At 45.4% G+C, this 24,212-nt stretch carries 28 protein-coding genes and 1 riboswitch; of the genes, 17 read left to right on the top strand and 11 right to left on the bottom strand.

The window, feature by feature from the left end; translation table 11 throughout:
- The first annotated feature begins 40 nt into the window (after positions 1-40).
- Both QFZ80_RS04725 and QFZ80_RS04730 read left to right on the top strand, forming a co-directional pair.
- On the top strand, positions 41-328 hold the full coding sequence (locus QFZ80_RS04725) for a hypothetical protein (protein WP_171690102.1): 288 nt from the start codon (positions 41-43) through the stop codon (positions 326-328).
- Positions 329-344: 16 nt separating this feature from the next.
- Positions 345-860: a VanZ family protein gene (locus QFZ80_RS04730; protein ID WP_307557514.1), complete on the top strand. Its 516-nt coding sequence runs from the start codon at positions 345-347 to the stop codon at positions 858-860.
- Here QFZ80_RS04730 and QFZ80_RS04735 read toward each other — a convergent pair.
- Entirely contained in the window at positions 838-987 is a 150-nt protein-coding gene (locus QFZ80_RS04735) for a hypothetical protein (protein WP_307548407.1), read from the bottom strand. The two genes, QFZ80_RS04730 and QFZ80_RS04735, sit on opposite strands and share 23 nt — an antisense overlap.
- Before the next feature lie 114 nt (positions 988-1,101).
- Here QFZ80_RS04735 and QFZ80_RS04740 point away from each other — a divergent pair, with 114 nt between their 5' ends.
- Together QFZ80_RS04740 and QFZ80_RS04745 are read left to right on the top strand one after the other, a co-directional pair.
- Positions 1,102-2,928 (top strand): SgrR family transcriptional regulator, encoded by a 1,827-nt coding sequence (locus tag QFZ80_RS04740; RefSeq protein ID WP_307557516.1) that lies wholly within the window; start codon positions 1,102-1,104, stop codon positions 2,926-2,928.
- 60 nt (positions 2,929-2,988) lie between these two features.
- A complete protein-coding gene (locus QFZ80_RS04745; RefSeq protein WP_307557518.1) occupies positions 2,989-3,390 on the top strand; it encodes a hypothetical protein in 402 nt (133 codons plus the stop codon).
- Positions 3,391-3,408: 18 nt separating this feature from the next.
- Here the strand turns inward: QFZ80_RS04745 and QFZ80_RS04750 are convergent, their stop codons facing one another.
- Positions 3,409-3,669 (bottom strand): hypothetical protein, encoded by a 261-nt coding sequence (locus tag QFZ80_RS04750; protein WP_307548401.1) that lies wholly within the window; start codon positions 3,667-3,669, stop codon positions 3,409-3,411.
- Between the two features lie 222 nt (positions 3,670-3,891).
- Here QFZ80_RS04750 and QFZ80_RS04755 point away from each other — a divergent pair, with 222 nt between their 5' ends.
- Positions 3,892-4,557, top strand: coding sequence for a tetratricopeptide repeat protein (locus QFZ80_RS04755; protein ID WP_307548400.1), 666 nt, complete (start codon positions 3,892-3,894; stop codon positions 4,555-4,557).
- Between the two features lie 13 nt (positions 4,558-4,570).
- On the opposite strand, the gene QFZ80_RS04760 is transcribed toward QFZ80_RS04755, so the two are convergent.
- Positions 4,571-5,623, bottom strand: coding sequence for an acyltransferase (locus QFZ80_RS04760; protein ID WP_307548398.1), 1,053 nt, complete (start codon positions 5,621-5,623; stop codon positions 4,571-4,573).
- Between the two features lie 272 nt (positions 5,624-5,895).
- On the opposite strand from QFZ80_RS04760, the gene QFZ80_RS04765 reads away from it, so the two are divergent.
- A complete protein-coding gene (locus QFZ80_RS04765; RefSeq protein ID WP_307548396.1) occupies positions 5,896-6,327 on the top strand; it encodes a DUF86 domain-containing protein in 432 nt (143 codons plus the stop codon).
- An 84-nt stretch (positions 6,328-6,411) separates the two neighbouring features.
- On the top strand, positions 6,412-7,044 hold the full coding sequence (locus QFZ80_RS04770) for a helix-turn-helix transcriptional regulator (protein ID WP_307557521.1): 633 nt from the start codon (positions 6,412-6,414) through the stop codon (positions 7,042-7,044).
- Between the two features lie 43 nt (positions 7,045-7,087).
- Here QFZ80_RS04770 and QFZ80_RS04775 read toward each other — a convergent pair whose 3' ends face one another.
- Positions 7,088-7,720, bottom strand: a complete 633-nt coding sequence (locus QFZ80_RS04775) for a bifunctional 4-hydroxy-2-oxoglutarate aldolase/2-dehydro-3-deoxy-phosphogluconate aldolase (protein WP_307557522.1) — start codon at positions 7,718-7,720, stop codon at positions 7,088-7,090.
- A gap of 169 nt (positions 7,721-7,889) precedes the next feature.
- On the opposite strand from QFZ80_RS04775, the gene QFZ80_RS04780 reads away from it, so the two are divergent.
- Together QFZ80_RS04780 and QFZ80_RS04785 are read left to right on the top strand one after the other, a co-directional pair.
- A complete protein-coding gene (locus tag QFZ80_RS04780) occupies positions 7,890-8,336 on the top strand; it encodes a DUF948 domain-containing protein (protein ID WP_307548390.1) in 447 nt (148 codons plus the stop codon).
- A gap of 14 nt (positions 8,337-8,350) precedes the next feature.
- Positions 8,351-8,722: a YtxH domain-containing protein gene (locus tag QFZ80_RS04785; protein ID WP_307557525.1), complete on the top strand. Its 372-nt coding sequence runs from the start codon at positions 8,351-8,353 to the stop codon at positions 8,720-8,722.
- 48 nt (positions 8,723-8,770) lie between these two features.
- Here QFZ80_RS04785 and QFZ80_RS04790 read toward each other — a convergent pair whose 3' ends face one another.
- Positions 8,771-9,886 (bottom strand): phosphodiester glycosidase family protein, encoded by a 1,116-nt coding sequence (locus QFZ80_RS04790; RefSeq protein ID WP_373460014.1) that lies wholly within the window; start codon positions 9,884-9,886, stop codon positions 8,771-8,773.
- A gap of 122 nt (positions 9,887-10,008) precedes the next feature.
- Positions 10,009-10,668, bottom strand: coding sequence for a helix-turn-helix domain-containing protein (locus QFZ80_RS04795; RefSeq protein WP_307548388.1), 660 nt, complete (start codon positions 10,666-10,668; stop codon positions 10,009-10,011).
- A 172-nt stretch (positions 10,669-10,840) separates the two neighbouring features.
- Here QFZ80_RS04795 and QFZ80_RS04800 point away from each other — a divergent pair, with 172 nt between their 5' ends.
- From QFZ80_RS04800 to QFZ80_RS04830, 7 genes are all read left to right on the top strand, one after another.
- Positions 10,841-12,877, top strand: a complete 2,037-nt coding sequence (locus tag QFZ80_RS04800; RefSeq protein ID WP_307548386.1) for a glycoside hydrolase family 15 protein — start codon at positions 10,841-10,843, stop codon at positions 12,875-12,877.
- Positions 12,878-12,895: 18 nt separating this feature from the next.
- Positions 12,896-14,059 carry a glucose 1-dehydrogenase gene (locus QFZ80_RS04805; RefSeq protein ID WP_307557526.1) on the top strand — a complete coding sequence of 388 codons (1,164 nt, stop codon included), beginning with the start codon at positions 12,896-12,898 and terminating at the stop codon, positions 14,057-14,059.
- Between the two features lie 108 nt (positions 14,060-14,167).
- Positions 14,168-14,587: a disulfide oxidoreductase gene (locus QFZ80_RS04810; protein WP_307548381.1), complete on the top strand. Its 420-nt coding sequence runs from the start codon at positions 14,168-14,170 to the stop codon at positions 14,585-14,587.
- 87 nt (positions 14,588-14,674) lie between these two features.
- A complete protein-coding gene (locus QFZ80_RS04815; RefSeq protein ID WP_307548379.1) occupies positions 14,675-15,661 on the top strand; it encodes a polysaccharide deacetylase family protein in 987 nt (328 codons plus the stop codon).
- A 117-nt stretch (positions 15,662-15,778) separates the two neighbouring features.
- A complete protein-coding gene (gene racE / locus QFZ80_RS04820; protein ID WP_307548377.1) occupies positions 15,779-16,588 on the top strand; it encodes a glutamate racemase in 810 nt (269 codons plus the stop codon).
- A gap of 160 nt (positions 16,589-16,748) precedes the next feature.
- Positions 16,749-17,624, top strand: coding sequence for a M14 family metallopeptidase (locus QFZ80_RS04825; protein ID WP_307557529.1), 876 nt, complete (start codon positions 16,749-16,751; stop codon positions 17,622-17,624).
- A gap of 103 nt (positions 17,625-17,727) precedes the next feature.
- Positions 17,728-17,937, top strand: coding sequence for a hypothetical protein (locus QFZ80_RS04830; protein WP_029199363.1), 210 nt, complete (start codon positions 17,728-17,730; stop codon positions 17,935-17,937).
- 38 nt (positions 17,938-17,975) lie between these two features.
- Here QFZ80_RS04830 and QFZ80_RS04835 read toward each other — a convergent pair whose 3' ends face one another.
- From QFZ80_RS04835 to QFZ80_RS04850, 4 genes are all read right to left on the bottom strand, one after another.
- A complete protein-coding gene (locus QFZ80_RS04835; protein WP_173185512.1) occupies positions 17,976-18,176 on the bottom strand; it encodes a DUF2524 domain-containing protein in 201 nt (66 codons plus the stop codon).
- Between the two features lie 312 nt (positions 18,177-18,488).
- Positions 18,489-18,668 carry a hypothetical protein gene (locus QFZ80_RS04840; protein ID WP_171690084.1) on the bottom strand — a complete coding sequence of 60 codons (180 nt, stop codon included), beginning with the start codon at positions 18,666-18,668 and terminating at the stop codon, positions 18,489-18,491.
- A 126-nt stretch (positions 18,669-18,794) separates the two neighbouring features.
- Positions 18,795-19,646 carry a bifunctional 5,10-methylenetetrahydrofolate dehydrogenase/5,10-methenyltetrahydrofolate cyclohydrolase gene (locus QFZ80_RS04845; protein WP_307557531.1) on the bottom strand — a complete coding sequence of 284 codons (852 nt, stop codon included), beginning with the start codon at positions 19,644-19,646 and terminating at the stop codon, positions 18,795-18,797.
- A 60-nt stretch (positions 19,647-19,706) separates the two neighbouring features.
- A riboswitch (ZMP/ZTP riboswitch) is annotated at positions 19,707-19,786 on the bottom strand.
- Positions 19,787-19,866: 80 nt separating this feature from the next.
- Positions 19,867-22,116, bottom strand: coding sequence for an FAD-dependent oxidoreductase (locus tag QFZ80_RS04850; RefSeq protein WP_307557534.1), 2,250 nt, complete (start codon positions 22,114-22,116; stop codon positions 19,867-19,869).
- A 123-nt stretch (positions 22,117-22,239) separates the two neighbouring features.
- Between QFZ80_RS04850 and QFZ80_RS04855 the strand changes: the two genes are divergently transcribed.
- Positions 22,240-23,022 (top strand): AraC family transcriptional regulator, encoded by a 783-nt coding sequence (locus QFZ80_RS04855; protein ID WP_307557536.1) that lies wholly within the window; start codon positions 22,240-22,242, stop codon positions 23,020-23,022.
- Between the two features lie 60 nt (positions 23,023-23,082).
- Here the strand turns inward: QFZ80_RS04855 and ytvI are convergent, their stop codons facing one another.
- Complete coding sequence (ytvI, locus tag QFZ80_RS04860; protein WP_307557538.1) at positions 23,083-24,195, bottom strand: sporulation integral membrane protein YtvI; 1,113 nt, start codon at positions 24,193-24,195, stop codon at positions 23,083-23,085.
- Positions 24,196-24,212: the final 17 nt, after the last annotated feature.

Consider the following 24,212-nt stretch of genomic DNA (forward strand, 5'->3'; position numbering starts at 1 on the left):
TATTAGAATATACTAGTTGATCGTGTGGGAGTGACGGAGAGTGTCGAATGCGGTGTTGTATTGGGTTTTCTTAGGTGCAGCTTTTGTAATTCCGTTTGTTATCGGTGTGTGGTTAATGCGGAAAACGAATCGATTGGGGTTCTCTTTCTGGATAACGACAGCTTTGAATATTGTTATGACATTGGCTGCTGCGTTTTGGTGGAAGTCGGTGACAGATGATCCGTTCCGCATGATGTTTGGGATGGCCTTTTATGGGGTATCCGCAGTAAATCTGATGGTTATTGAATTTTTTGCTCTATTCAGCATTCGTAAGAAATTGAATCCTTAAGGGGAATGATTCACTCATGTCGAAACCATATTCGAAATTTTATTATTATTTTTTCTTATCTGCAGCCGTCCTTTGGATGGCGTTTATCTTTTTGAAGTCGGCAGAATCGTATCAGCAGCAGAGCTTGCGGCCGTTATTGGAATCCAAACTTGCGGGCGTTGAACTAATGAACATATTCCCACATTGGGAGTTCTTCTATGACGACCAAAAGATCTCGTGGCAAGACCCCATCGGTGCGATCGAGTTTTTCATAAGAAAAGCAGGGCATGTTAGCGAGTTCGCTATCCTTGCCCTGCTTTGGTCCTTAGCACTGCTGGCGAAGCGTGTAAAAGTCATCATGGCACTGCTCACCTCCTCCATCATTTCATTCGTTTATGCGGCTTCCGATGAATGGCATCAAACTTTTGTAAAGGGTCGAACGGGGCATGGGGTTGATGTTGCGGTCGATGCCGTGGGTATACTTCTGGCGGTTCTCCTCGTCCTAGTGGTTCTTTGGATAAGAACTAGGATTAAACGAAGAAGAATAAGTTAGTCAGAAGCATGTAGACTTTTCTTTTTTTAACTGATTTCCATTTCCAATGCTCGCGAGCTTCGCTTTCCAAATCTTGCTGCTGCCATTGCATCAGCTTCTCGGATACGTATAGATCTGTAGGTTGCATACGGTTCACCTTCCTTTCTTTTCCTGTTAGATCTAGTTTACATCTAGAATAAGGGGAACAAAAAGAGTATAATTCTCTTTAACTATTTCCCCTTTTATGGAAAGGATGTTGAGTATGCAGCTTTTGACCCATTTCTTAGAGCTTCGAGCTAGTTTTGAACATGGGGTAGAACATGAACCACAGCCTATAACGTTAGATGAATTGGCAGATAGATTATATTGTACAACGCGTAATGTTAAGATTTTGCTTAAAAAAATGATGGAGCAAGGCTGGGTATATTGGAAGCCTGGAAGAGGAAGAGGTAATGTCTCCGAAATTACGTTTCTTGTCTCCTCGGAGGATATGATTTCGAAGCAGGCGATGGAGTTGGCGGGCCGAGGCGATTATAAAGGAACGATTGAACTGATACATCAATTGGGTAGAGGAGAGGCGCTGCAGGACTCTTTCATCGATTGGTTGTTCAGTTTTTTTGGTTATCGTGCAGTCGAACTTGAGGAGCGTTATAAGGACACACTACGGTTTCCGGTCTACAAATGGTTGGTAACATTGGATCCGGCGCACTCTTTTTATGCATTCGACTGCCATCTCATTAATCAAATCTTTGACACGCTGGTTGTGTACAATCCGCAAACAACGATCTTCGAGCCTCATTTGGCGCATTATTGGGAAGTTAGCGAGGATGGCTTACATTACACGTTCTATTTGCGAAAAGGCGTGCTGTTTCATCATGGCAGAGAGATGACGGCGCATGATGTTTTTTACACATTTTCGAGATTAAAGGAGCTTGGCCCTTCGGCATGTCAAGGTTGGATGACCGAGAGTATTGAGAATATGACGGTACTGAATCGAAGCGCGATTGCTATCGAGTTGATGCAGCCGAATGTGCTCTTTTTGCAGCAGTTATCTCATTCCTCGATGGCTATCCTGCCGGAGGATATTTGTCGGGATAACGAGGGAATCTTCGGACGTATGCCCATTGGGACAGGACCATTTAGGCTTGAACGAAATGATGATTATATCTGTAAACTTCGTGCTTTCGATGGATATTTTGGGGTTAGGCCTCATCTGGATCAAGTGGAAATTTGGCTTTTGCCGCAGGAATTATCTGAGGTTGGCCCTAGTTGGGATATGGTGCAAGTACTTTGCGACCATACGAATTCCCGTAAACCTGTTGGTGCGGTCGGTAAAGATACGGAATGGCATCAGATTGAGCAGTCGATTCTCGGCTGCAGCTTGCTTACTTTTAATCGGAATAAAAAAGGGCCTCAGCAGGATACTCGTTTCCGCAAAGCTATTGACCTAATAATGGATCGTGATCGAATGATTCAGGAGCTTGGAGGCTTCAGAGAAGCGCCTGCCAGCAGTTTTCTACCGACGTTGGATCCCAAAGGAGCGGTCTCCGATTATCGTACTGATTTCGTTGAGGCTAAGCGTCTTCTTGATGAAATGGGTTATAACGGCGAGCCCCTTCACATGTACATTTATAGTAACAACAACGAAGATGCGTTATGGATCTGTGAGCAGTGTTCCAAAATTGGAGTTAGGATTGAACTGTCGACCCGGAGTAAGTCAGATATGATGGGGCTGGACACGATTCAGGAAGCGGATCTCATCTTCTATCACATTTGTATGGAAAGCGATTATGATCTTCATATTATTCAGACGCTTAAGCAAAGCAATAGCTACGTCCGCGCCCATTTAAATAGCGATCAAATGGCTTGGGTTGATGCGGAAATCGAGCAAATTCTCCAAAATCCAAGTCAAGAAGCGCGCATATGCAAGCTAAACGAATTGATTGAATTACTTCAGGAGGAGAAATCATTTCTGTTCGTGCTCCATCGTTCTCAGCAAACCACGTATCATGACTCGATCAAGGGAGTGAGCATTAACGATTTGGGTTGGGTTGATTTTCGGAAAATATGGTTCACTCCAAGCGTTTGATAAATCTTATAAAACTGGAAATACTCTTCCTTATGAAAGGTAACATTAGGAGGGTATGACATGAGGGAAATTAAACAGGCGAACATTGTTCGCTTCACGGAACGTAATGATGTTCGGTGCGCTGATATCGAAGTTAAAGCCGAAGGCTTAAAAGAGATTTTACTAGTTGAATTCACACCGACGAAAGATAACGATATTGACATGAGACATGTGTATCGCAAAGACGCATCGAATGAAATCGACTGGTATGATAACAATTTACATGAGGCGTTTAAAGATGTTTCTGAGGAATTGTTTAATAACAACGAGCATGATAAAGAGTGGGGCGAGCGCGAGGCGTTCATAAAAGAGATCCTATCGTTTGGTTCGATTCGTAAAGAGCTGGAAGAGCATTTTCGACGTACTCATACCGCTTCGCTTTTTTATACACACGATGTGGAAGATCAGACCTTTTTACATTAATAAAAAAATAAACGACCGTTATGGTCGTCTAGAATATGGTTCGTAGCGGCTTTCCATGGCGTGCCAGCGTGCGTTAGCCACGAAGAAACCAATGAAGACGAAGACGAGTAGACGAATCGGTACCCAGACCCAATTGATCTCTTGAAGCCTAAGAAATTCGATGACACTAAACAATAACGTGAGTCCGATGCCCCAAGGGAGCAGGCCGAACAGAATTAAATACTTGGATCTTCCCAGTTGTTTTCTTTTATGCCAAACTTCTTTACGTGGATCGTTCATAGATAAACTCCCTTTTTCTTTTCATTATAGCACCGCTTCAAAAAAATCTCGAATGAGTGATCCACCTTTTAGATGATTGCAGCTGTTCAGCGAGTTTTGTAAGGTGATAATTAGTAAATAGTGGAAGTGCTTAGCTGAGTGCTGAGTGCTTTTTTCTTTGAATAGGGATGACCAGACAAGGAAGATTATGGTAGGATAAGGAAGTCGGAAGGAGGGTTTATCGTGCTTCTCAAAATACTTGCCTTTGGTTTATTATGGCGTCTTGTTGGCAATCCGTTTGTTGCACTTCTTATTTTATTAGTTATCCTGTACGTGCTGGACAGAAGATTTATCGGGTTAACGCCAAATATATTCAAGCCATTTCAATTAGGCCGCAGATCATCTAGGCTGCGAACTGACTTGCACGCTAATCCGCATAATACGTCTGCGAAGCTGGAGTTGGCAAGGATTCTAATCGAGCGCAAAAAGTTCAGCGAAGCGCTGCCCTACTTGGAACAAATCCTGCCTATTATGGAAGAATCCGCTGACGTCCACTATGAGATTGGCCTTTGCCACCTTAAGCTTGGGAATCTCATCAAAGGCGAAAGCTATATGCTCAAAGCGGTAGAATTAAATCCAAGGGTCAAATTTGGGGAGGCTTATTTACGACTTGGTGAAGCTTTGGCTCCATCATCCCCAGAGAGAGCGGCGCAATTCATCGAGCAATTCCGAGACCTGCATTCTTCGTCGGTTGAAGCTTACTACCGTCTTGGCCAGCTGTACCAGCAGCTGGGCCGCGCTGAGGACGCCAAGCGCGCTTACCGCGAAGCGCTGGATATTTACCGCGGCTTGCCGCGTTACAGCCGCAGACAGCAGCGGCGATGGGCGCTATTAGCTCGCTTTAAATGAAAGAAGGTTCCGCTCAGTTGGCGGAACCTTTTCTTCGTGCGCTCGCATACAGCCGCACGAGCAGCCAAGAGCCAAACAGTCCGATGAGAATCGACGCGACCGTGTGTAGATCGTACAGCCAGAGCTGCTCCTGCGCTGGCGCGATGCGATCCCAAAGCGTCAGTAGCGCGGGATGCACGAGATAGATGCCGAAAGAAGCTCCGCCTAAGGCAGATAACGCGGTGCCGTACGGTGAACCGCTTTCCAGCCTCTTACGACCCCAATGGATACAGCATAGCGGGATCGCCATACAATATAGGAGAAGTGCTAGCTCGAACCATGAATTTTCGATAGCTGCGAGCCCGTATTCATGGAGCAATAGCATCCCGACAAAAGCGGCACCTGCAAGAAGCATGATGCTCCAAATCCAACTTTTAAACCTGATTGACCAAGCAACAATCGCCGCATAATGAATGCCCACGAAAGCGCCGAAAGCAAATAGGGCTGAATAGCTTAGAAAAAGTGAGGCGTATTCTGGAAGAGGATACACCCAATGATGAAAGCTGTAGGCAGCTGCTTGAACCCCGATACCAATAGGTATCTGACCGTGACGAAACCAATGAGACCGTCTAATAGCCGTCATCAGTAGGGGGAATAAGAGATAGAACTGAACAATAATGACCATATAATAGAGATGATAGCTGGCATTTCCCGAGATAAGCAGTTTGATTACGTGTACGACGTCAAAACTAATCTTGCCATGAAATAGGAATTGATTGAATAGGTAATAAAAAAGTGACCATAGGACATAGGGAATCAAAATTTTTCGCAACCGTTTTGTCCAGAAAACCCGCGCCATTCCAGGCTCCCAGCGGTCGTAGTACGTATAAAATAAGACAACACCACTGATCCAAATAAACAATGGAACGGTGAATAAACTGGCCTTGTTGAGGATGAAAAATACAGTATGAGACCCAGTTCCTAACGGTAGCTGAGTCGCGCTTGAAGTACTATGAATGATGAGGACTGCGATGATCGCAATAGCGCGTAAGATGTCGATTTCGGTAAGCTTGGGCCTGGATAACATAATCTATGACTCTCCTTTTTTCACTTTTTTCACTCTATCATGAAAGAAATGAGAGAACAATACGGTTTCCAAGAGAATCTTACTCGGCTTGACGCTCCCCCGCACCCGCGATAAACTGAGAGTAGAATGAACCAAGTGAGAGTCAAGAGGGTGAATGAACGTGAGTTATGAATACGTCATGCAGGCTGTATTGTTAGTTTTTCTGGTTATTATTACTTTTTTTGCAATGATGATTTGGACGAAATGGCGAAAAAGAGGACGGAGATAGCCCCATGTATTTTATTAATCATGAACAGATCAATCAAAGAATTCAGTTTCTAGCCGCTTTAGCTGATGCTAGCAAGCAATTAGAAGCACAGTGGGCGGAAGGCACTAATGATCTTGTATGGCAGCTTGCGCAGGAACGTGTGCTGCATTTAGCGATTGAAACAGTGACAGATATAGGCAGCTTGCTGATCGATGCTTTTATACTAAGAGATGCTAGCAGCTATGAGGATATCGTGGAAATTGTACACGGAGAAGGCGCTTATTCAGAAACATTGACAGTGACGCTGCTTCAGCTCGTGAAGCTCAGGAAGCCTCTTGTCCAGGATTATGTTGACTGGAACCGCCAGGAATTGAATCCGTTAATTCCGAAACTTCCAGCTGCTTTCGAGGAATTTGCAGGGAGTGTTCGAGCTTTTATTAAGAGCGAATTGGAATAACATACATAGTTGTTTCTTAATTTACTTATTGTTAACAATGCTGTAAAATGAGACTTAAATGACAGGTCCGAGGTAGGTGAGAGAGTGAATCATGCACTTGAGACATCCACGCGTAAAGTGATTCTTTCTATGCTCAAAACTCAGGGACCGCTAAGTGTCCATGATATTTCCAAACAGCTCGGAATTACGGAAATGGCTGTCAGGCGTCATATCCATTCCTTGGAGAAGGATGATCTGCTTGAAACGAAGCTGGTTAGGCAAGCCATGGGAAGACCGTCTAACGTGTACACACTAGCTCCGCAAGCAGATGAATTATTTCCCAAGAAATACATGCAATTGACGCTCGATTTGCTAGATGAATTATTAGAAGGCGAAGGTCAAGAGAAGATCGAACGTCTTTTTGAAGGCAGGCAAGCTAAGCTTGAAGCCCGGTATCAACCGCGTATGAGCGAGAAAAGCTTGGAAGAACGGGTGGCTGAGTTAGCGCTTATTCAGAACGAGAATGGATACATGGTAGACTGGTCACAGCTTGGTGAGGACACGTATATGTTTAGTGAACATAACTGTCCGATTACGCAGGTGGCGAATACATTTACACAAGCTTGTCAGTGTGAATTAGCCTTGTTTCGGAATTTACTTGACGCGAACGTGGAGCGAACCGAGTGTTTAGCGAAGGGTGCCAGCAAGTGCGTCTATATGATAAGTCAAAATAAATAACCATCAACCTCACATGCAGAGGGAGATGGTTTTTTTGTATGTCCTAACGCGAAGCAGCAAGAAGACTGGCAGCTTTATCTGTAATCCACTCGAAGCGGCCGGCTTCGATTTCTTTGAGATTAATTAAGGAGCCACCGATTCCTAATCCGTAACAACCAATGTTTAGGAATTGTTTGATATTCTCTTCAGTAACCCCACCGACGGCAATCAGTGGAATTTGGTCTAAAGGACCCATCAATTCTTTGATATAAGTGAGACCTAAGCTCGCACTCGGAAATACTTTAACGGCCGTAGCGCCAGCCTTCCATGCTTTAACGATTTCTGTTGGTGTCATTGCGCCTGGGAAAATCGGAATCCCCTCCGTACTAGCGTGGCGGATAACTTCCTCATCCATATTCGGAGTTACCAAGAACGAAGCACCAGCTTGGACTGCTTTCTTAGCATCTTCTAGATCTAGTACAGTACCAGCACCAATAAACATGTGCTGACCCGATTTGTCCTGCAGCTCACTAATCATACGCAGAGCCCCTGGTGTATTGAGTGTGACCTCCATGACGGTAATGCCACCTTTAAGAAGTGCGTCAGCTAAAGAGAGAATATGGGTTTCTTGTATACCTCGAACGATGGCAATGATACGGGTGCGTTCGATTTCTTTAAGTCCTTGCTCTCTGTTCATCTTAATCCTCCAAGTGTTCTAGTTTAAGTTTATTATGACAGGTCTCAGAAATTTTTCCAGCTTTTTTGTGTCAAAACAAGCTGCTCCTACCTATACTGTAGTAAATCATAGGCATTCGTCTAGAAGCCGTTATCCAACCTCACAGCTTAGCTCCCAGGAGGTGCCCGTCATGACATGGATAGAGATAAGTATCTTCAGTTCAGCAGTTGCTTTTATCGTGCTCGTCGGCTTTGCCATTCGCATGTTGGTTGCCATTGTGCAGATACTAGGCAAGTTGGGCGAGACTGCTGCTCAAGCTAAGATGAACATAGCTGAGACAGCAGAGCAAGCGGAGCAATTGATGAAGAAGGTAGGGCTGCTCACCGAAGAGGTGCATATGCAGATACTTACATTAGAGCCGAGTATCCAATCAGTGGAGAAGGCTGGAGCTGCTATAGGGGATGTCGCTTCTGCACTTCGCAAAGCCTCACGTGTGATGAACGACTCGATTCATGGTGCGGAAAAGGTTGTACATACGCACCAGAAGCGAATCCAAGACGCCATGGAGTGGGCAACGACGGGTTTTGAGCTGTGGCAAAGATGGCAAGCCTATCTACGTGCCAAATCAGACAATTAAGGAGTGGATTTCTCATGTCCAATGAAAAAAAAGGTAAAGATCTTCTCATCGGTGCGGTTGTTGGAGGCTTACTCGGAGCGGCAACAGCGCTTCTGTTTGCACCGAAGTCCGGCCGTGAATTAAGAAGTAATATTGCGGAGCAAGCCCAAGTGGTTAGCGACAAAACCGCGCAAATCGCAAACAACGTAAGTCAAAAAACGCAAGAAGTCGCGAAAACAGTGAGCACAACAACTTCTGATCTATATGAAAAAGCAAAAGACACAGCCGTTAATGTAGTGGATACCGTTCGTTCCTGGAAAGAGACCAAAAGTGACGAAGAACTGGACTCCCCGGTTGAAGAAGTAAGCGAGGCGGCGGAAGATTTGGTTATTCTAGGAAATCGTTAAAACAAAAAAAGCAGGAAGCTCTGAGAATAGAGCTTTCTGCTTTTTCTTTTACCACTTGGAAGGATCAATTTTGCGAATATCTAAACCTTCCCAAACGTTCTTGATGTTCGCTGTTTCCGGATGATCGAAGAGAAGCCACGCTGTAGGGAGGTAACGTTCCCCGTATTCACTTGATGGCTTGTTGATGATCTCATTCTTATGAACAAGTACCGTTGAGGCGCCGCCATCTAAATTCGCAGCCGTTATAGCGCCATGCTCTAGAAAAATCTGCTGTATATCATACAGTGTCGCTCCTATGCTATGTTTCTGCCTGCCATCGATGATAGCGAATAGAATGGAGCCGTCCTTCGTCTGCGCCATGCTGGTCCGCGGAGCGATTCCCCAGCCATCGGCTTGGCTCTTGATCTGCCCAACGCCATTCACGATGAAGCGAGGACTGAACGAAACAGCTTCCTGAACGCCCATATCCACAAGTTCGGAAACCTTGTATTTGCCTGCAATCATGCGGCCTTCCTTATCAATACCAACGACTTGCACTGTGCCGTTCATGCCTTTGTCATTATAAAAGATTTTGCCCCCGGAGATGACAATTCCTTCAGGCTGGAAGCCGTTTCCTTCCCAATTGGGATCGATGAATCCTCCGCCATTAATACCGAGAATAGCTCCGGTTCTTTTGACCATAGAGGAGACTTTCTCCCCTTTACCTACTTTCTCAGGTACAGCAATTCGAAGCTTCTTAGGATCCGAAATCGTGACGAGCTGTCCTTTGAAATTTGATCCCGAAATCGGCTCAATTGTGACCAAATCTTTCTTGGCAACAACGGGGGTAAGAGGGGTGTTATGATCAATTTCAACGAATCCTTTATCTTTCTCATCGCCCATTTCGTCGAATTGTTTCCAATAGGCTTCCACGCGTTTCTGTAACTCTGTAGAACCTATCAAATACTTGGCCCACTCCCGGTGTTGGGTTGTAATCAAGGTGTCAGCCATCATTAATCTTACATTTGAACCTGAGGAAGTAAGGAAAAACCAACATAAGGACATTACAGAAAGTAAGGTAAACCCAAGTACCCCATACACGATAAAGCTCATTCCCGCCGATCTTTTGCGTTTAACTCTCGTTACACGAGAAGACTGCTGGGAGGTGGTTTGTTGTACAGCCATTTATTCTTTACCTATCCTCTCTGCCAAAAAATCAATCTAACCATCCATATAAATAAACGAAAAGAAAGGAGAAAAAGTTTCATAAATGAATGAACTTTTCTCCTTTTTTTGTAAGTTGTTCCCTAAATAGGCCGCTTTAAAGACTGGAAAAGTGAATCCGTTGCGGAGTTACGGTCATATTGAAACTCCAATCCCATTCCTGTGTTGCGTGCTATGCTGCGGACGATTAAATCATGGTATTTCTTCTGACGAATTGCAGCGATAACGACAAATTTGCTGACTCCTAGAGGATCGAAATAGAGTTTTCCTTCTTTTTCGATGTATTTCTGTACATGATTTAGGTTGACGAATAAGTCTGTATCCATCTTCTTAAATCCTTGTTCTTCAAGCTTATCTAGAAAATGACTGAAATCCAGTAAAGAATTCACACTTCGGCTAACTTTGCCAATTCGTGTATGGTAAGTAATTTCCTTTGTACTGACTTCAATAAACAGGGTATCCGACATAGGGACTAGCTCCTGCTCATTGGTTGCATGGACGTCCTCTTTTTCGAGATACCCTGCTTTCTCCATGAGTTCTGTATATGAAAAGTTGTAGGCATCCGACAGCTTTTTCAGCGTGACAGGAGAGGGTTTGATTTTCTCATTGGTCGAACGATTCCGCTCTAGTTCAAGGTCTCTGATGTAGGCATGCGAAAGTCCGCTTTTATGAGCCGCTTCACGCAAAGACATCTTGCCCCGCAAGCTTTCCAAAAATTTACCGAATCCTTCTAATTGTTTCATAATAACGTATCCCTCCATATGTTTTAATTGTAAATGAATTCGATTGAAAAGAACATATTTAAGGCGCGAATTGGTGCCAATTACCTCAAAATCCAGCCAAGAACAGCCGCGTGCATATTTAAGCACTCAAATTGGTAAATTAGTAGCAATATCTTGGAAAGAGGCTGATGGAATGGCAAGAGATTTACCCATAGGAAACGGGAATGTACTCATTAATTTCGACGCTGCTTATAATATTCGTGACATGTATTACCCTTTAGTAGGTCAAGAGAATCAATCTAGCGATCATCTTTCACATTTTGGCATTTGGTGTCCGGAAGGATTCTTCTGGATAGACGATCCTGAGGTTTCAAAAAAGCTCAATTATCTGGAAGATTCGCTTGTTACTAACGCGGATTGCGCCCATGAAAGGTTAGGTCTCGGCTTCGTTATTCGTGATGGGGTCGATGTTCAGCAGAATGTTTTTTTACGCAAGGTGAAGGTAGAAAACCGCTTTGATGTGGAAAGAGAAATTAAACTGTATTTTCATTTGGATCTCCAAATCTATGGAAATGGCGTCGGAGACACGATTTATTATGATCCTGAGTTGAATTCCCTTTTATTTTATAAGGGTCATCGTTATATGTCACTATCTTGCTTGTCTCCTGACGCAGAGAAAGCAATGCCAAGCGGCTATGCAACAGGACAAAAAGGGATTCACGGTTTGGAAGGAACATGGCGAGATGCGGAGGATGGTCATTTAGGGGGAAATGCGATCGCCCAGGGATCCGTTGATGGTGTGATTGAATTGACGTTGAAACTACCGCCAAAAAGCGTGAAAGAAGCCTGGTTCTGGATCTGTTTTGGGCGTACGAAGCAGGAGGTAGAGCGTTTAGAGCGATTACTTCGCACAGCGACCCCGCAAGCATTATTGCAACGAACTCACGATCATTGGGTGAAATGGGTGAATCAAGATGCCCATCAGCTATCACTGCTGAAGCCTGATTTGGAATCATTTTATAAGCGATGCTTGTTGATTACCAGAACAAATGTCGATAATCGAGGCGCCATCATTGCGGCGAATGATTCGGATATTTTGAAATTTGCCAAGGATACCTACTCGTACATGTGGCCGCGTGATGGCGCTTTGGTGTCACATGCGCTAGACCGGGCGGGTTATTATGAATTATCTAGGAAATTTTTTGATTTCTGTAAGAAGGTGCTTACTCCTGAGGGCTATCTCATGCACAAGTATAACCCTGATAGTTCGGTAGGCTCGAGCTGGCATCCCTGGGTGGATAGTCGAGGGAACAAGCAGCTTGCGATTCAAGAAGATGAGACAGCTCTCGTGCTGTATACGTTATGGCATCACCACAAGCTGGCTGGAACCATAGAGAACTCACGTGAGGATTATGAGAAATTTGTGAAGCCCGCAGCTGACTTTCTTGTTCGTTACCGCGATGCATCCGGACTTCCTTTGCCTTCCTACGATCTCTGGGAAGAGCGTTATGGCGTACTAGCCTTCACGGTATCATCGGTGTATGCCGGTCTTATAGCAGCAGCACGTTTTGCCGAATATCATCAGGATAAAGTACGCTCCATCTACTATGCCGATATCGCAGGACAAGTGAAGAAGGCTGCTGATCAGCATCTGTATGCACCCGATCAGAATCGTTTTTTACGGGCTTTATATTGGAATTATGAACAAAATACGTATGTGCCGGATTACACGCTGGATATGAGTATGTACGCACTATTTGATTTCGGCTTGTTTGAGCTTGAAGATCCGCGGATTGTGGCAACGATGAAGATTCTGAAGGAAAAATTGTGGGTACATACGGATATCGGCGGTATCGCCCGTTATGAGAACGACTATTATCATCAAGTCACCAATGACGTAGCTAAGGTACCTGGCAATCCTTGGTTCATATGTACCCTTTGGTACGCAGAATGGCTGGTGGCATCTGCCAAAACCGTTCAGGACTTGTTGGAAGCGGAAAAATTGATGCGTTGGGCTATTCTACATGCTTCGCCTTCAGGGGTGATGGCTGAGCAAGTGCATCCTTTCACAGGAGAGCCTATGTCTGTTTCACCACTGACATGGTCACATGCTTCCTTTATTAAGGTGACGCAAGAATATTTGTCGAAATTAAAATTATTGACCTCGAAGGGAACGAAGCAAGCCGCTGATGCGAGTGAGGATAAAGTACTGGAACCCGTCGTTCATTAGTTGGAAGGAGAGGAAGCAATGAAGGCTATTCGCGTCAAGCAACTTCGACAGGGGAACCCGACTATTCAGCTTGAAGATGTGAAGAACCCCGTGATTTCCCACCCTCAGGAAGTCATTGTAAAGGTGCTAGCAGTTGGACTTGACGGCACGGACAAGGAAATTCTACAGGAGAAATACGGCGTTCCTCCCGAAGGTGAAGATGATTTGACCACGGGGCATGAGTCGCTAGGGGTTGTGGCTGAAGTTGGGGCGGAAAGTGGATTCCAGCTTGGGGATCTCGTAACTGCCATTGTAAGGCGGCCTTGTAGAAATCAAAGCTGCGTCAATTGTCGCAATGGTCATTCGGATTTTTGTCAGACCGGTGAGTTTGTAGAACGGGGCATTAAAGGGGCTCACGGCTTCCTCTCCGAGTATTATTTAGAGGAAGGTCGATATTTGGTTCAGGTGCCGAAGGAACTGCTGAAGCATGGGGTACTAGTTGAGCCGCAGAGCATCGTTGAGAAAGTGTGGGACCAAGTTCTGCGTGTCCAACAGCGGTTAATCTGGGAGCCGAGAACTGCGCTCATACTCGGATCTGGACCGCTTGGTTTGCTCGCTGCGATGACCTGCCGCCTGCTGGGGCTAGATGTGTATGTCTGGTCCAGATCTCCGCAGGATAGTCTACAAGCGCAGCTTGTGAAGGATAGCGGAGGTGTGTACAAGGAGGCCGGCGCTGACAGCGGCAGCGCGGCAACTATGACGGCTTATGCCGATGGTCTCGGCAAGCCGATAGATCTGATCCTCGAATGCACAGGCTACAGCCCTCTAGCTTTCGAGGCTATGTCTGTTCTGGCACCGAACGGTGTATTGGCGCTGCTGGGTGTCACGCCAGCGGACCGTAAGCTGGAGATCTCATCTGACATGCTCAATCAGAGCATGGTGCTGGAGAATAAATGCGTGATCGGTTCGGTTAACGCTTCACGCAAAGATTTTGAGACTGCCATTTACCGTTTACAGCAAATGGAGAAGCAGTTTCCAGGCTGGCTCGACCGCTTGGTTACGAATCGGATGACTTTGGAAGACGTGCCAAAGCTGGATTTTAACAACATACCGATCAAAGCTGTTGTGGATATTGTACCTGTGGAACAGTGGGATGATCTCGTGAAACAAACGAATGAAGTTATATATAGCTTCTCCGTTTAATGGAAATGGCCAAGCAGGCTTGTTGATAACTGCTTGGCCATTTTCGCTCTTGTTAGACTTCCTTTCACAATTTTTTTATAATGAGAAGGAAGGGGAGGACGAGCATTGATGTCAAATAAATGGTTGCGAGATAATGGGATGCACCTATCATGGCTACTTGCATTAATAGCCACATTGGGAAGCCTGTATTTCTCAGAGATAATGAACTTTATTCCTTGTAAATTATGTTGGTATCAACGTATTCTTATGTATCCATTAGTTATCCTATTAGGCATTGCAGCCGTGCGCAGAGACTACAAATTAACCATCTATGTGCTGCCGCTGACCATCTGGGGAGCTTGTATTTCCATCTATCATGTTCTGCTGCAATCGGGTGTATTTCACGAATCAGCAACAGGCTGCGGCCCTATTCCATGTGATGTCGATTACTTGAACTGGCTGGGCTTCATCACGATTCCTATGCTTGCTGGCACAGCTTTTATTCTCATCACAATTCTTCAATTTATGACGTATCGAGCTACGAAATAAACACCGTTTACCTAAAATAGGCAGGGAAATTGTCTAGCGCTGTCGAAATGAGTACGTAAGTATTCATTCTAACAACGAGGTGCTACGATGAAGCCAATTACCAAAAGTGCTGCACTACTGATCGTTCTAAGCGCAACATTGATCGGTTGTGCAGACATAAGCCTATTATCCCCAGACATGAGTCAAGCCCAAAACTCTACGCCACAAGCAACAACAACTGCAGCGGCGACTCCAACTCCAACGCCTAAATCAACAGTTAAACCCATACCTAAACCTCAATCCACACCCGTTCCCAGTAAGACACCGAAGCCAACAACAGCCCCAGAACCAACCGCAACACCAAAGCCAGCAGTGGTAGGTAATTATTCCAAAACCAAGTCAGTGACTGGCGATCGCGTGCCTTATTCCTGGTATTACATGAAAAAGAAAACGGGGCAAGTTCCTGATTTTCCAAAAGAAACAAAATCCTTAACGGAGGACCAGAAAGCAGTTTGGATCGGGACCGGCAAAAAGGTTTATTTAACGATCGATGCTGGAGGTCCTTTAATAGAAGTCGATCTCATGCTTAAATCACTAAAAGAAAACAATGTGAAAGCGAATTTCTTTATTTCGGGCAATAACATTAAGAAAAATCCTGAGTATTTGAAAAAGGTTGTAGCGGATGGTCATTTCGTTGCCAACCATACGATGACGCATAACGACTTTAATGAGATGACGGATGATCAGATTCGCAAAGAAATTACGGATTTCGAAGCGTTATATAAAAAACTTACAGGTAAAGAAGTCGCGAAATATTTCCGCTTTCCTTATGGACATTACAATTTACATAATTTGAACTTAGTTTCCAGCATGGGCTATACTTCTGTATTCTGGTCTACAGCTATGCGAGATTGGGAACCGAGAGCCAACGGGGCAGAGGATCCATACAATGACATTATGAATAATTTGCATGATGGTAATGTGATTTTGATGCATCAAGGATCTTTAGAAAATATGCAGGCACTGGCCCGTATTTGCAAAGAGATCAAGAAAAAAGGCTATGAATTCGGAATTGTGAGTGAACTCCATTCCTAAAGAATAGGTGTCAGACCAGAAATCTGATACTTTCACCTAGGTACCTTTCAGCTTGTACGCTCATATCCTATCCATGTGGTTACGTAATTCATTAACCGGCAAAGGAAGCGGATAGGTGTGCAGCAAGCGATAGCCGTACTGGACTCCGGAGTCGGAGGATTAACTGTAGTAAAAGAACTAATGAGACAGCTTCCGCAGGAAAAAGTGATTTATTTCGGAGATACAGCGCGAAGTCCGTATGGTCCCCGCTCTGCTGGAGAAGTAAGAACCTTCACTCGGCAAATTGTCGAGTACTTAATTCAATTTAATCCTAAAATGATTATTATCGCTTGTAATACAGCAACGGCAGTGGCCATAGAAGATATTCGTGAACGGGTGTCCATTCCCGTGATTGGCGTTATTTCGCCTGGAGCGAGAGCCGCGATCAAAACTACGCGAAGTGGTATTATTGGAGTTATCGGTACGGATGGAACGATTCGCAGCCATGCATATGACCATGCGTTAAGGTTGATTTCACCGAACATTCAAGTATATAGCGAAGCTTGCCCACTGTTAGCGCCGTTCGTAGAAAAAGGGCTTTTCGGTGCGGAGAGTGCAAATGAGGTTGTCGAGCAATCGCTTAGACAGCTAATCGGCAAACCGATAGATTGCTTAATCCTAGGCTGCACCCATTACCCTTTCCTTGTAGAGGCCATTTCTCGTGTCATGGGACCGGATGTGACGTTGATTTCTTCGGCAGACGAAACGGCAAGAGAGATCAGCACGATCCTTTATCACCGCGACATGCTGGCCTCATCGGGGCAGCTTCCTATCCATCAATTTTTTTGCAGCGGTGAGCCCGAATTATTTAAACAAATTGCGCAGAATTGGCTGAAAGAGCAAATTTCAATAACGCCTGTCGTTTGGCAGGTGCCTAATATTTTATGAGTGAATGCGAATAGACCCTGATGAGGGTCTATTTGCATTTTTAGAGGAAGCTAAGTTGTATAGCGTGCTAAAGGTATCTCCGCATGAATCCGCATGATTCGAAGCCTGCGGGCATAATCATAGCCATACGAACTAAGTAAATGGGCTGTGAGGTGGTCGTGTGTTAGGATACGGGTATTGGACACTTTGTGAAGAACTGAATCGGCTCTGCAAGATATATCCTTTTCTTCATGTAGAAGAGATAGGCGAAAGTGTGATGGGGAAAAGCATACCAGCTTTGCGAATTGGTCAAGGTACGAAAGAGATTCATTTCAATGCAGCGCTGCATGCGAATGAATGGATAACGACACCGTTACTCATGCAATTCGTGGAAGACCTTGCTTGCTCCTACGCAAGAGGGACGGCATGGCATGGCAGCAACATTAGACGTCTACTATCGGAGTATTCACTTTGGGTTGTACCCATGGTGAATCCTGATGGCGTGGAACTTGTACTGTCTGGCGTTACCGAAGAACATCCTTTCCGAGATCCGCTGTTGAATTGGAATGGAGGATCGCTGGATTTCAGAAATTGGAAGGCCAATATTCGCGGTGTTGATCTCAATGACCAGTTCCCTGCACATTGGGAAGAAGAGGCAATGCGTAGAGAGAAGGCTGGACCTGGTGAGCGCGATTACAGTGGAGAGGCACCGTTAACGGAACCGGAGGCAGCAGCTTTAGCTCAATTTACAGAAAGACATGATTTTGAGCTTGTGGTGGCGCTGCATACCCAGGGTAGGGAGATTTATTGGAATTATCGCGACTATGAGCCATCGGAATCTGAGGCATTTGCCGAGCGATTAGCCCTGGTCAGCAGCTATCAGGCTGTTAAACTGACGGACAGTGACGCGGGTTACAAAGACTGGTTCATCCAACAATTTCGTAGACCCGGCTTTACCGTTGAAGTAGGATTTGGGGTAAACCCATTGCCCGTGGAATCTTTCGCTGCACTCTATGAGGAATTGGTTCCGATCCTATTGACGGCGATGGAATTTTAAAAATTTGTCATAGACAAGTATAACGAACTTGAGCATGCTTCCCAAGAACCGTTCCGCCCAGACTTCATATACTGAAGTAAGGAAACAGTTGGGAGGCGTGGATATGGCACCACCTAAAGGGAAGGGCAAGGCATCCAAGAAGAAAGAACTTTCATCCAGAGTGCAATACACGATGAGGCTTGTGGAATCGTCCACGTGTGCGGTTTGTAAGACACCGTGCACAAGAGGACTTCGGTATTTGGCCATGATGTCTGAACCAGGAGCCGTCGGTAAAGGTGTTCCGTGTATTTTGACAAGAAGGAAAGTCAACTAATGCAAAAGTCCACGCCCCTCAAAAGGCGTGGACTTTCTTCATTTCGGGATATGTTCGCTTGGGATGGAACACTTATTTTCAATAAAACGTATTTGATTCTCAAGTCGATTCCGATGCTCTTCTTGTTCTTTGTCTGAAGAGGCTGCTTGCCCTTGGAATTGTTCAAGTTCTTGTTTTAAACTATGCAGGTCAGAGCCCGCATTCGCACAGTCATAATTGCTTTCTAACTGATCGAGCATATATCGGCCTCCTGATGTGGAATAGCGTTATTTCTTACCTTTCTTGTTACTGCTTTGATCTTGTGTTCGTGTCGTTGTGTTTTGTCTGGCGTGCCCTTGCTGCTTATGATCTTCTGACATTTGGTTGTTCACTCCTTATGATGTAGGATTTTGAGCGGTGCGTGATTATTATAAGCATTCAGCTGAATTTGATACGATAAAAACGAGAAATCCTCGACCAAGGCCATTGAGGGATGAGGGATCTAATGAAAAAAGCCCTGCGAGCGATTTGAAATCGCTCGTCAGGGCTATATGCGGTGAGTTGAGTATGGATTAATGGTTCGGTGTCAGCAATTTATCTTCTAAGGATTGTTTAACCTTCTTGATCGCATCTGTCTCTAATTTGTGGTTTTGGTTAAATTTAGTGCCTGTCAATGCAAGCGCTTCCTTAACCGTCATTTCTACACGAATCAATTCTTCACCTTGCGGGATTTGTACGGAATTGTTGCCCATTTGTATCACTCCTATGTCAACTTTTTGAAGTGGAAACCTTGATTTGATGCACTTTTAATATAACATACCATGTAAGGTTAAGCAAGGGTTATTAAGACCTATTTTAGAAAAAAGAATGTCGGAAACTCAAGTAATCATTTTACTTTTTTCGGCAGCAAGGACGGTGTGTTTGAGCAGCATTGCGATGGTCACCGGGCCTATTCCAGCAGGGACAGGGGTAATTGCGCTGGCCTTTTTGTGACAAGCATCGAAATCGACATCGCCAATATTACCAGCATTATATCCAGCATCTAAAACGACAGCACCTTCCTTTATCCATGCTCCTTGAATAAATGCAGGTTTACCAACGGCTGCAACGACAATATCAGCTAATCCGATGATGAGGGGGAGATTACATGTTTTTGAATGGCAAATGGTTACGGTTGCGTCTCTATTCAGCAGCATAAGTGATACGGGTTTACCTAGAATAGGACTCCGACCAACGATTACCGCGTGCTTGCCTTCAATTGGAATCTGATAATAATCAAGAATAGCTAGAATGGCGGCTGGGGTACAGGATGGAAAGCTGGCCATTCCAAAAGCATTTTGAGCAAAGCCCTGCATGGTAACACCATCCACATCTTTTTCGATCTGAATAGCTTCAAACGCGGCTCTTTCGTCAATATGGTGTGGAACCGGATGCTGCAATAAAATACCATGGATCTGAGGGTCCGCGTTTAATTGTTGGATAACGGCAACAAGCTCCTCTGTTGTCGTTGCTTTATTTAGGTGGATTCGTCTGGAATCAATGCCTAGCTGCTTGCATGCACTGCTTTTCATACGTACATAGGTTTCGGAAGAAGGGTCATCGCCAACAAGTATCGCAGCTAAACATGGCTGGATACCTCTTACAGACAGTTGGTTGATTTTTTCGACTAACGTTTCTTTGATGCTTTTCGCAACGCGTGTACCATCCAAAATCAATTTTTCTGAATTCATTTTACCCTCAACCCTTCATTTGTTTGTAAAAACACAAAGAGGCAAGGGGATGAATCCCCTTACCTCTGCCCAGGCGTACGGCTGTAACATCAATGTGCTTCCTCATGGGTATCCATGCTTCGCCAGTCACACATCAACTTTTAATTGATCTTATCATAATTGCAGGTTATAGAATATGCAACTCTTAGAATGATTTATGGCTGTTGTTGATTGCCTTCGATTAACCATAACAACGAATTTCAACAATCTCTGCCCGTTCCGTCCCATTCGTCGCTTCAACGACCACACGAAGTCGATCCGTCGTCACAGCTTCCGGTAAAAGATGAACATGTTTGCGCGTATGATTATCGAGCCCTTCAGCCACTGTAGTCCAGTCACCGCCGATGAAGGCCTGAAGTTTGTAGTCTTTGACCAGTTCAGGAATGATCTCGAATTCCGTCCGATGATGATGCAAATTAATTAAATCTTCGTTCACGTCATCATTGAAAGTGAGATGTACGCTCTGAATCCGCACAGCCTCCGGCCAACTGACTTCAAGCCATTCTGGCTGGGAGGCATCCAAGCCAGCCGACGACCACAGATGTGGGCCTCCGTAAGGACGCTTATACCCATCGGCGGCTTTATCGGCTGTGAATGCGGATGTAGGAGAGAGCAGACGGAAGCAGATTGGCTTCCGATTGAATGCTTTAGCGCTCCAATCAATGACCGGCTGATGATGATGCATATCACCGAAATCTACGGTGTCTTCTGATGCAGCATCATGTTTGAAGGACAGCACGCCTGTCTGAGGCTTGGCGGATAGATGAACGGAAAGCACCGGGTTGCTTCTGAGAATGATAAAAGCATTCTGAGCGGTTTCAGGACGCCAAGAAAGGGCTGCCTTTACCCACTGCTGAGAACCCTCAGCCACTGCCACTTGAATAGACGTCACCTGTGTGTGTGGGACGTAGTTCTGCGGCTTCCCAGTGCTCCAGAGCTCGACTGTCAGCTCCGTAGCCTCCGAAGCATCCAGCAGCAGCTCGATGCCGTCAATGAACGGATCTACGGGCACGAGCAGCGCCACATGCGCGATCAGCGGCAGCACCGACGCAGATTGCTCGAGTGCAAGTCGCGTCATGGTGCTGGACGCGGTCATCTCAGCGCGGAGCACGAGGTCGGCCGCATCCGCGTTCTTCAGACCGAGGACCGCTGCGTCTTGTCGAAGCAGCGTCTGCTGAAGCTCGCTCAAGTGGCTGATGTGCAGCTCGCGGGGGGAGATGCCCTTTGCCGCGCATAGCGCGGCTCCTGTGCCCGCGGCTTCGCCTATGACGGCACATGTCGCCATGACGCGAGTCGTGCCAAAGGCCACGTGGGACGCGCTGATATTGCGTCCCGCCATCAGCATATTCGTCACGTTGACGGAGTAGAGGGAACGGAACGGGATATGATAATTGCCGTCTATATGCATGTGCTTAGATCCTTTGGCTGTGGCATACATCCCTTGCGGTGGATGTAAGTCGATCGACCAGCCACCGAAAGCGACACGGTCTTCAAACAGCTCCTGGGCGATGATATCGTTCTGGTTGAGCACGTAGTCCCCCACGAAACGACGATATTCCCGTTTCCCCGGAATGGAGCCGATCCATTCGAGCGTCAGGTTTTCACTCTCGAATTTACCGGAATTTTTGATATAATCCCAAATACCATAGATGACAGAGGACAGCTCATCCCGGATTCGCTCATTTTCATGAACAACATCATGCTCACCGCCCCATTCAATCCACCAATAAGCGCAGCCATTATCTCCGCTGCGAATGACGCGTTTCATAGGAATAGTGGTTTGTGTGATGTCTTTCGCGAAGCTTGGTGCGATATATTTGACCGGGCGGCCTGCGTCTTTTGTATAGAACAGCAAGGTGCTTCCAAGTGTAATATCGTCCGCGACAAGTGGTGCCCATTCCTCATTAAACTCCTCTTGGGCTTCACGCCCAATACGATACTTCGCACCTGCGAGGAAACCGACTAACCCGTCGCCTGTACAATCGAGGTAAACTCGACTGTCAAAACGAATACGTCGTTCAGATCCCATCATCCAGCCTGTGACAGAACGAATCGTTCGACTTGTCTCGTCACCATCGGCGTGGACTTCATGGACATCCGTGTTCAAGAACAACGTGATATTCTTCTCTGCTTTGACTTTTTCCAGTACGATCAGGTCCCAGATATAAGGGTTTCCATCAATATTGCGGTACTGGTTCTCCACAAATAGTTCACCCATGATACCAGTTTCTCTAGCATTTCGATGAACACCGTGGGAGGTAGCACCACAAACCCAGACGCGAATTTCGCTGCTGGCATTACCGCCAAGGACAGGACGATTTTGGACGAGAGAGACGCTTTGGCCTAACCGAGCTGCAGCGATTGCCGCGCAAACACCTGCTAATCCTCCGCCGACTACGGTTATGTCTGATAAAACGATTTCATGCTTCATAACTTAGCACCTCACTAGTTCATAGGATATCTTTAATTTCATTGTAAAATATCCTATTCTCATTTAACATGCAGACAGTTACAATAAACATATACTTTATTTCAATGTGGAAGGGGTGAAAAAGTGTCTTTTCGTGATGTAACTATTAAGCTCATCTCCCATGTCTATTGGCACCGTAAAGTGGCGTTTATGCTAGAAGAAGATGAGTATCCTTGTTGGACGATATTTGCCGTAGAAGACGGCAGATTCTTCTATCGAGTTGGGGAGCAGAAAGGCGAAGCGGAGTTCGGAGACTTTGTCATCTGTCCACCCCATACCGTGTTTCAGAGGAAAACACTTGAACCCCTGTCCTTTCACTTCCTGCAGTTTGTATGGTTGTCTAAACCTAGTTTAGGTGATGAAGCCTTCTGGAAAGGGAAATTGACGATTAACGATACAGATCGTTTATCTTCCAATTATCGATATTTGAGACAGCTTCCCGGCTGGGATGAAGAGAGCACGCTGCATAAACAGCACATGGTGAACGATTTATTACGTTTGGTCAAAATGGAGCGAGATCGCAAAGATGACCCTTCCACAGAAGTCGACTTGTTGATGGAGAAGGCCCGGAGATACATGACAGAATATGCTTATGCAAGCCTATCCCTATTGGATTTGGCTGTAACGCTGGGACTAACCCCCGTACAATTCACCCGTAAGTTTCGCAGGGCGTTCGGGCAAACACCTTCTGAGTTTCTGAATGAGATGCGTCTCACAAGGGCTCGGCATTTGCTGGAGGAATCAACGCTTACTTTGGATGCGATTGCCGCGAAATGCGGATTCGAAAACGGTTTTTATTTGAGCCGCGTTTTTACGCAAAAAATGGGCATGGCTCCATCGATCTACCGAAGCAGGCATCGCGTATAAAAAAAAGGCACCAACTTTTCCTGAGGAAAAGCTGGAGCCTTTTTTCGTTGATTTGGGACACTAAGGTCCGCTATAAGGTAATTTGCCTTGAACATACTCATCTTCAGGCTTCCGAATCCAGCGTTGTAGGTAACCTTGCGTATACAGAGCTTTGATCAGAATGATCAATACAGGTGAAAGGATGACCCCTGCAAATCCAAAGAGGGAAAGGGATACAATCATGAAGGCTAAGGTCGTAAAGGCCGATACCCCAAGTGATTCCCCAGTAATCTTTGGCTCCATAACTTGTCTGACGAGGATGACGACCAGGAGTAAGGCACTTAGCCAGATCGCTAGGGTCGTTTGGCCAACAATAAACAGGTAGATGATCCATGGAATGAACAAAGTGGATACGCCGAGCAATGGCAGTACATCGAAGAGGCCTGACAACAGCGCAATCGAGAAAGCATTGTTAACGCCGAGCATGAGCAAGGCGAAAAATACAACTATGAACGTCAAAGTGATCAATTTGGCTTGCGCTTTTATGTAGGAGACGATACCCTTCACCACATTTTCTTTAAGAAAAAAGAAGACGGATTTGAAGGTTTTTGGTGTTTTTTCACCTGCAAGGCGTTTCCAAGAATCAATTTCAATGCTAAGGAAGTAGGCTAATATAATCCCAACGATGAAGTTGAACATGAAGGTTGAGAAGGATGTCAGCGAGGCTACCAATCCAGATAAGAAAGCAATGATAAACTTGGAAGCGTTGCCGGCGAATTGCCCAGCATAATCTTTGGCTTTCACAATAACGTCAGGTGGCAGCGTTTGGAATCGGTCATTCAAATCGCTAATTCTTTGCACAATTTGATCGTTGAACACCGCTTGATATTCATCCACCTTATCGACAAGACTCATGATCTGGCTGGTGAAAATGACAGCGGCACCGGTTAGTGCGCCAAGGATGATAAGGACGAAAATTAAGGTCGAAATCGCCGATGCGATTGACTTGCGTATCCCTTTGCGGTTCAAAAACCGAGCAAAAGGCTCGATCATCATGAAAATGATCAGAGCCAGGAAGATAGGGGTAGCGATGCGATACAGGTAACTAAATAACAGCATGAATAAATAGACGGTTAGAACAATGAGAGCAATGTCAAAGGCTGTTCTCCAATATTTCTTGTAAAAAGAAATCATGCATGTTCCTCCGGTAT

The sequence above is a fragment of the Paenibacillus sp. V4I7 genome (genome assembly GCF_030817275.1).
In the GTDB taxonomy this organism is placed as follows: Bacteria; Bacillota; Bacilli; order Paenibacillales; family NBRC-103111; genus Paenibacillus_E.

Coding starts and splice junctions, on each gene's coding strand:
- QFZ80_RS04840 (WP_171690084.1), bottom strand. CDS start 18,668: ATGGGCAACAATTCCGTACAAATCCCGCAAGGTGAAGAATTGATTCGT.
- QFZ80_RS04750 (WP_307548401.1), bottom strand. CDS start 3,669: ATGAACGATCCACGTAAAGAAGTTTGGCATAAAAGAAAACAACTGGGA.
- QFZ80_RS04790 (WP_373460014.1), bottom strand. CDS start 9,886: ATGGCTGTACAACAAACCACCTCCCAGCAGTCTTCTCGTGTAACGAGA.
- QFZ80_RS04780 (WP_307548390.1), top strand. CDS start 7,890: ATGACATGGATAGAGATAAGTATCTTCAGTTCAGCAGTTGCTTTTATC.
- QFZ80_RS04740 (WP_307557516.1), top strand. CDS start 1,102: ATGCAGCTTTTGACCCATTTCTTAGAGCTTCGAGCTAGTTTTGAACAT.
- QFZ80_RS04785 (WP_307557525.1), top strand. CDS start 8,351: ATGTCCAATGAAAAAAAAGGTAAAGATCTTCTCATCGGTGCGGTTGTT.
- QFZ80_RS04815 (WP_307548379.1), top strand. CDS start 14,675: ATGAAGCCAATTACCAAAAGTGCTGCACTACTGATCGTTCTAAGCGCA.
- QFZ80_RS04730 (WP_307557514.1), top strand. CDS start 345: ATGTCGAAACCATATTCGAAATTTTATTATTATTTTTTCTTATCTGCA.
- QFZ80_RS04830 (WP_029199363.1), top strand. CDS start 17,728: ATGGCACCACCTAAAGGGAAGGGCAAGGCATCCAAGAAGAAAGAACTT.
- QFZ80_RS04775 (WP_307557522.1), bottom strand. CDS start 7,720: ATGAACAGAGAGCAAGGACTTAAAGAAATCGAACGCACCCGTATCATT.
- QFZ80_RS04805 (WP_307557526.1), top strand. CDS start 12,896: ATGAAGGCTATTCGCGTCAAGCAACTTCGACAGGGGAACCCGACTATT.
- ytvI (WP_307557538.1), bottom strand. CDS start 24,195: ATGATTTCTTTTTACAAGAAATATTGGAGAACAGCCTTTGACATTGCT.
- QFZ80_RS04835 (WP_173185512.1), bottom strand. CDS start 18,176: ATGCTCGATCAGTTAGAAAGCAATTATGACTGTGCGAATGCGGGCTCT.
- QFZ80_RS04745 (WP_307557518.1), top strand. CDS start 2,989: ATGAGGGAAATTAAACAGGCGAACATTGTTCGCTTCACGGAACGTAAT.
- QFZ80_RS04735 (WP_307548407.1), bottom strand. CDS start 987: ATGCAACCTACAGATCTATACGTATCCGAGAAGCTGATGCAATGGCAG.
- QFZ80_RS04760 (WP_307548398.1), bottom strand. CDS start 5,623: ATGTTATCCAGGCCCAAGCTTACCGAAATCGACATCTTACGCGCTATT.
- QFZ80_RS04850 (WP_307557534.1), bottom strand. CDS start 22,116: ATGAAGCATGAAATCGTTTTATCAGACATAACCGTAGTCGGCGGAGGA.
- QFZ80_RS04765 (WP_307548396.1), top strand. CDS start 5,896: ATGTATTTTATTAATCATGAACAGATCAATCAAAGAATTCAGTTTCTA.
- QFZ80_RS04795 (WP_307548388.1), bottom strand. CDS start 10,668: ATGAAACAATTAGAAGGATTCGGTAAATTTTTGGAAAGCTTGCGGGGC.
- QFZ80_RS04800 (WP_307548386.1), top strand. CDS start 10,841: ATGGCAAGAGATTTACCCATAGGAAACGGGAATGTACTCATTAATTTC.
- QFZ80_RS04810 (WP_307548381.1), top strand. CDS start 14,168: ATGTCAAATAAATGGTTGCGAGATAATGGGATGCACCTATCATGGCTA.
- QFZ80_RS04845 (WP_307557531.1), bottom strand. CDS start 19,646: ATGAATTCAGAAAAATTGATTTTGGATGGTACACGCGTTGCGAAAAGC.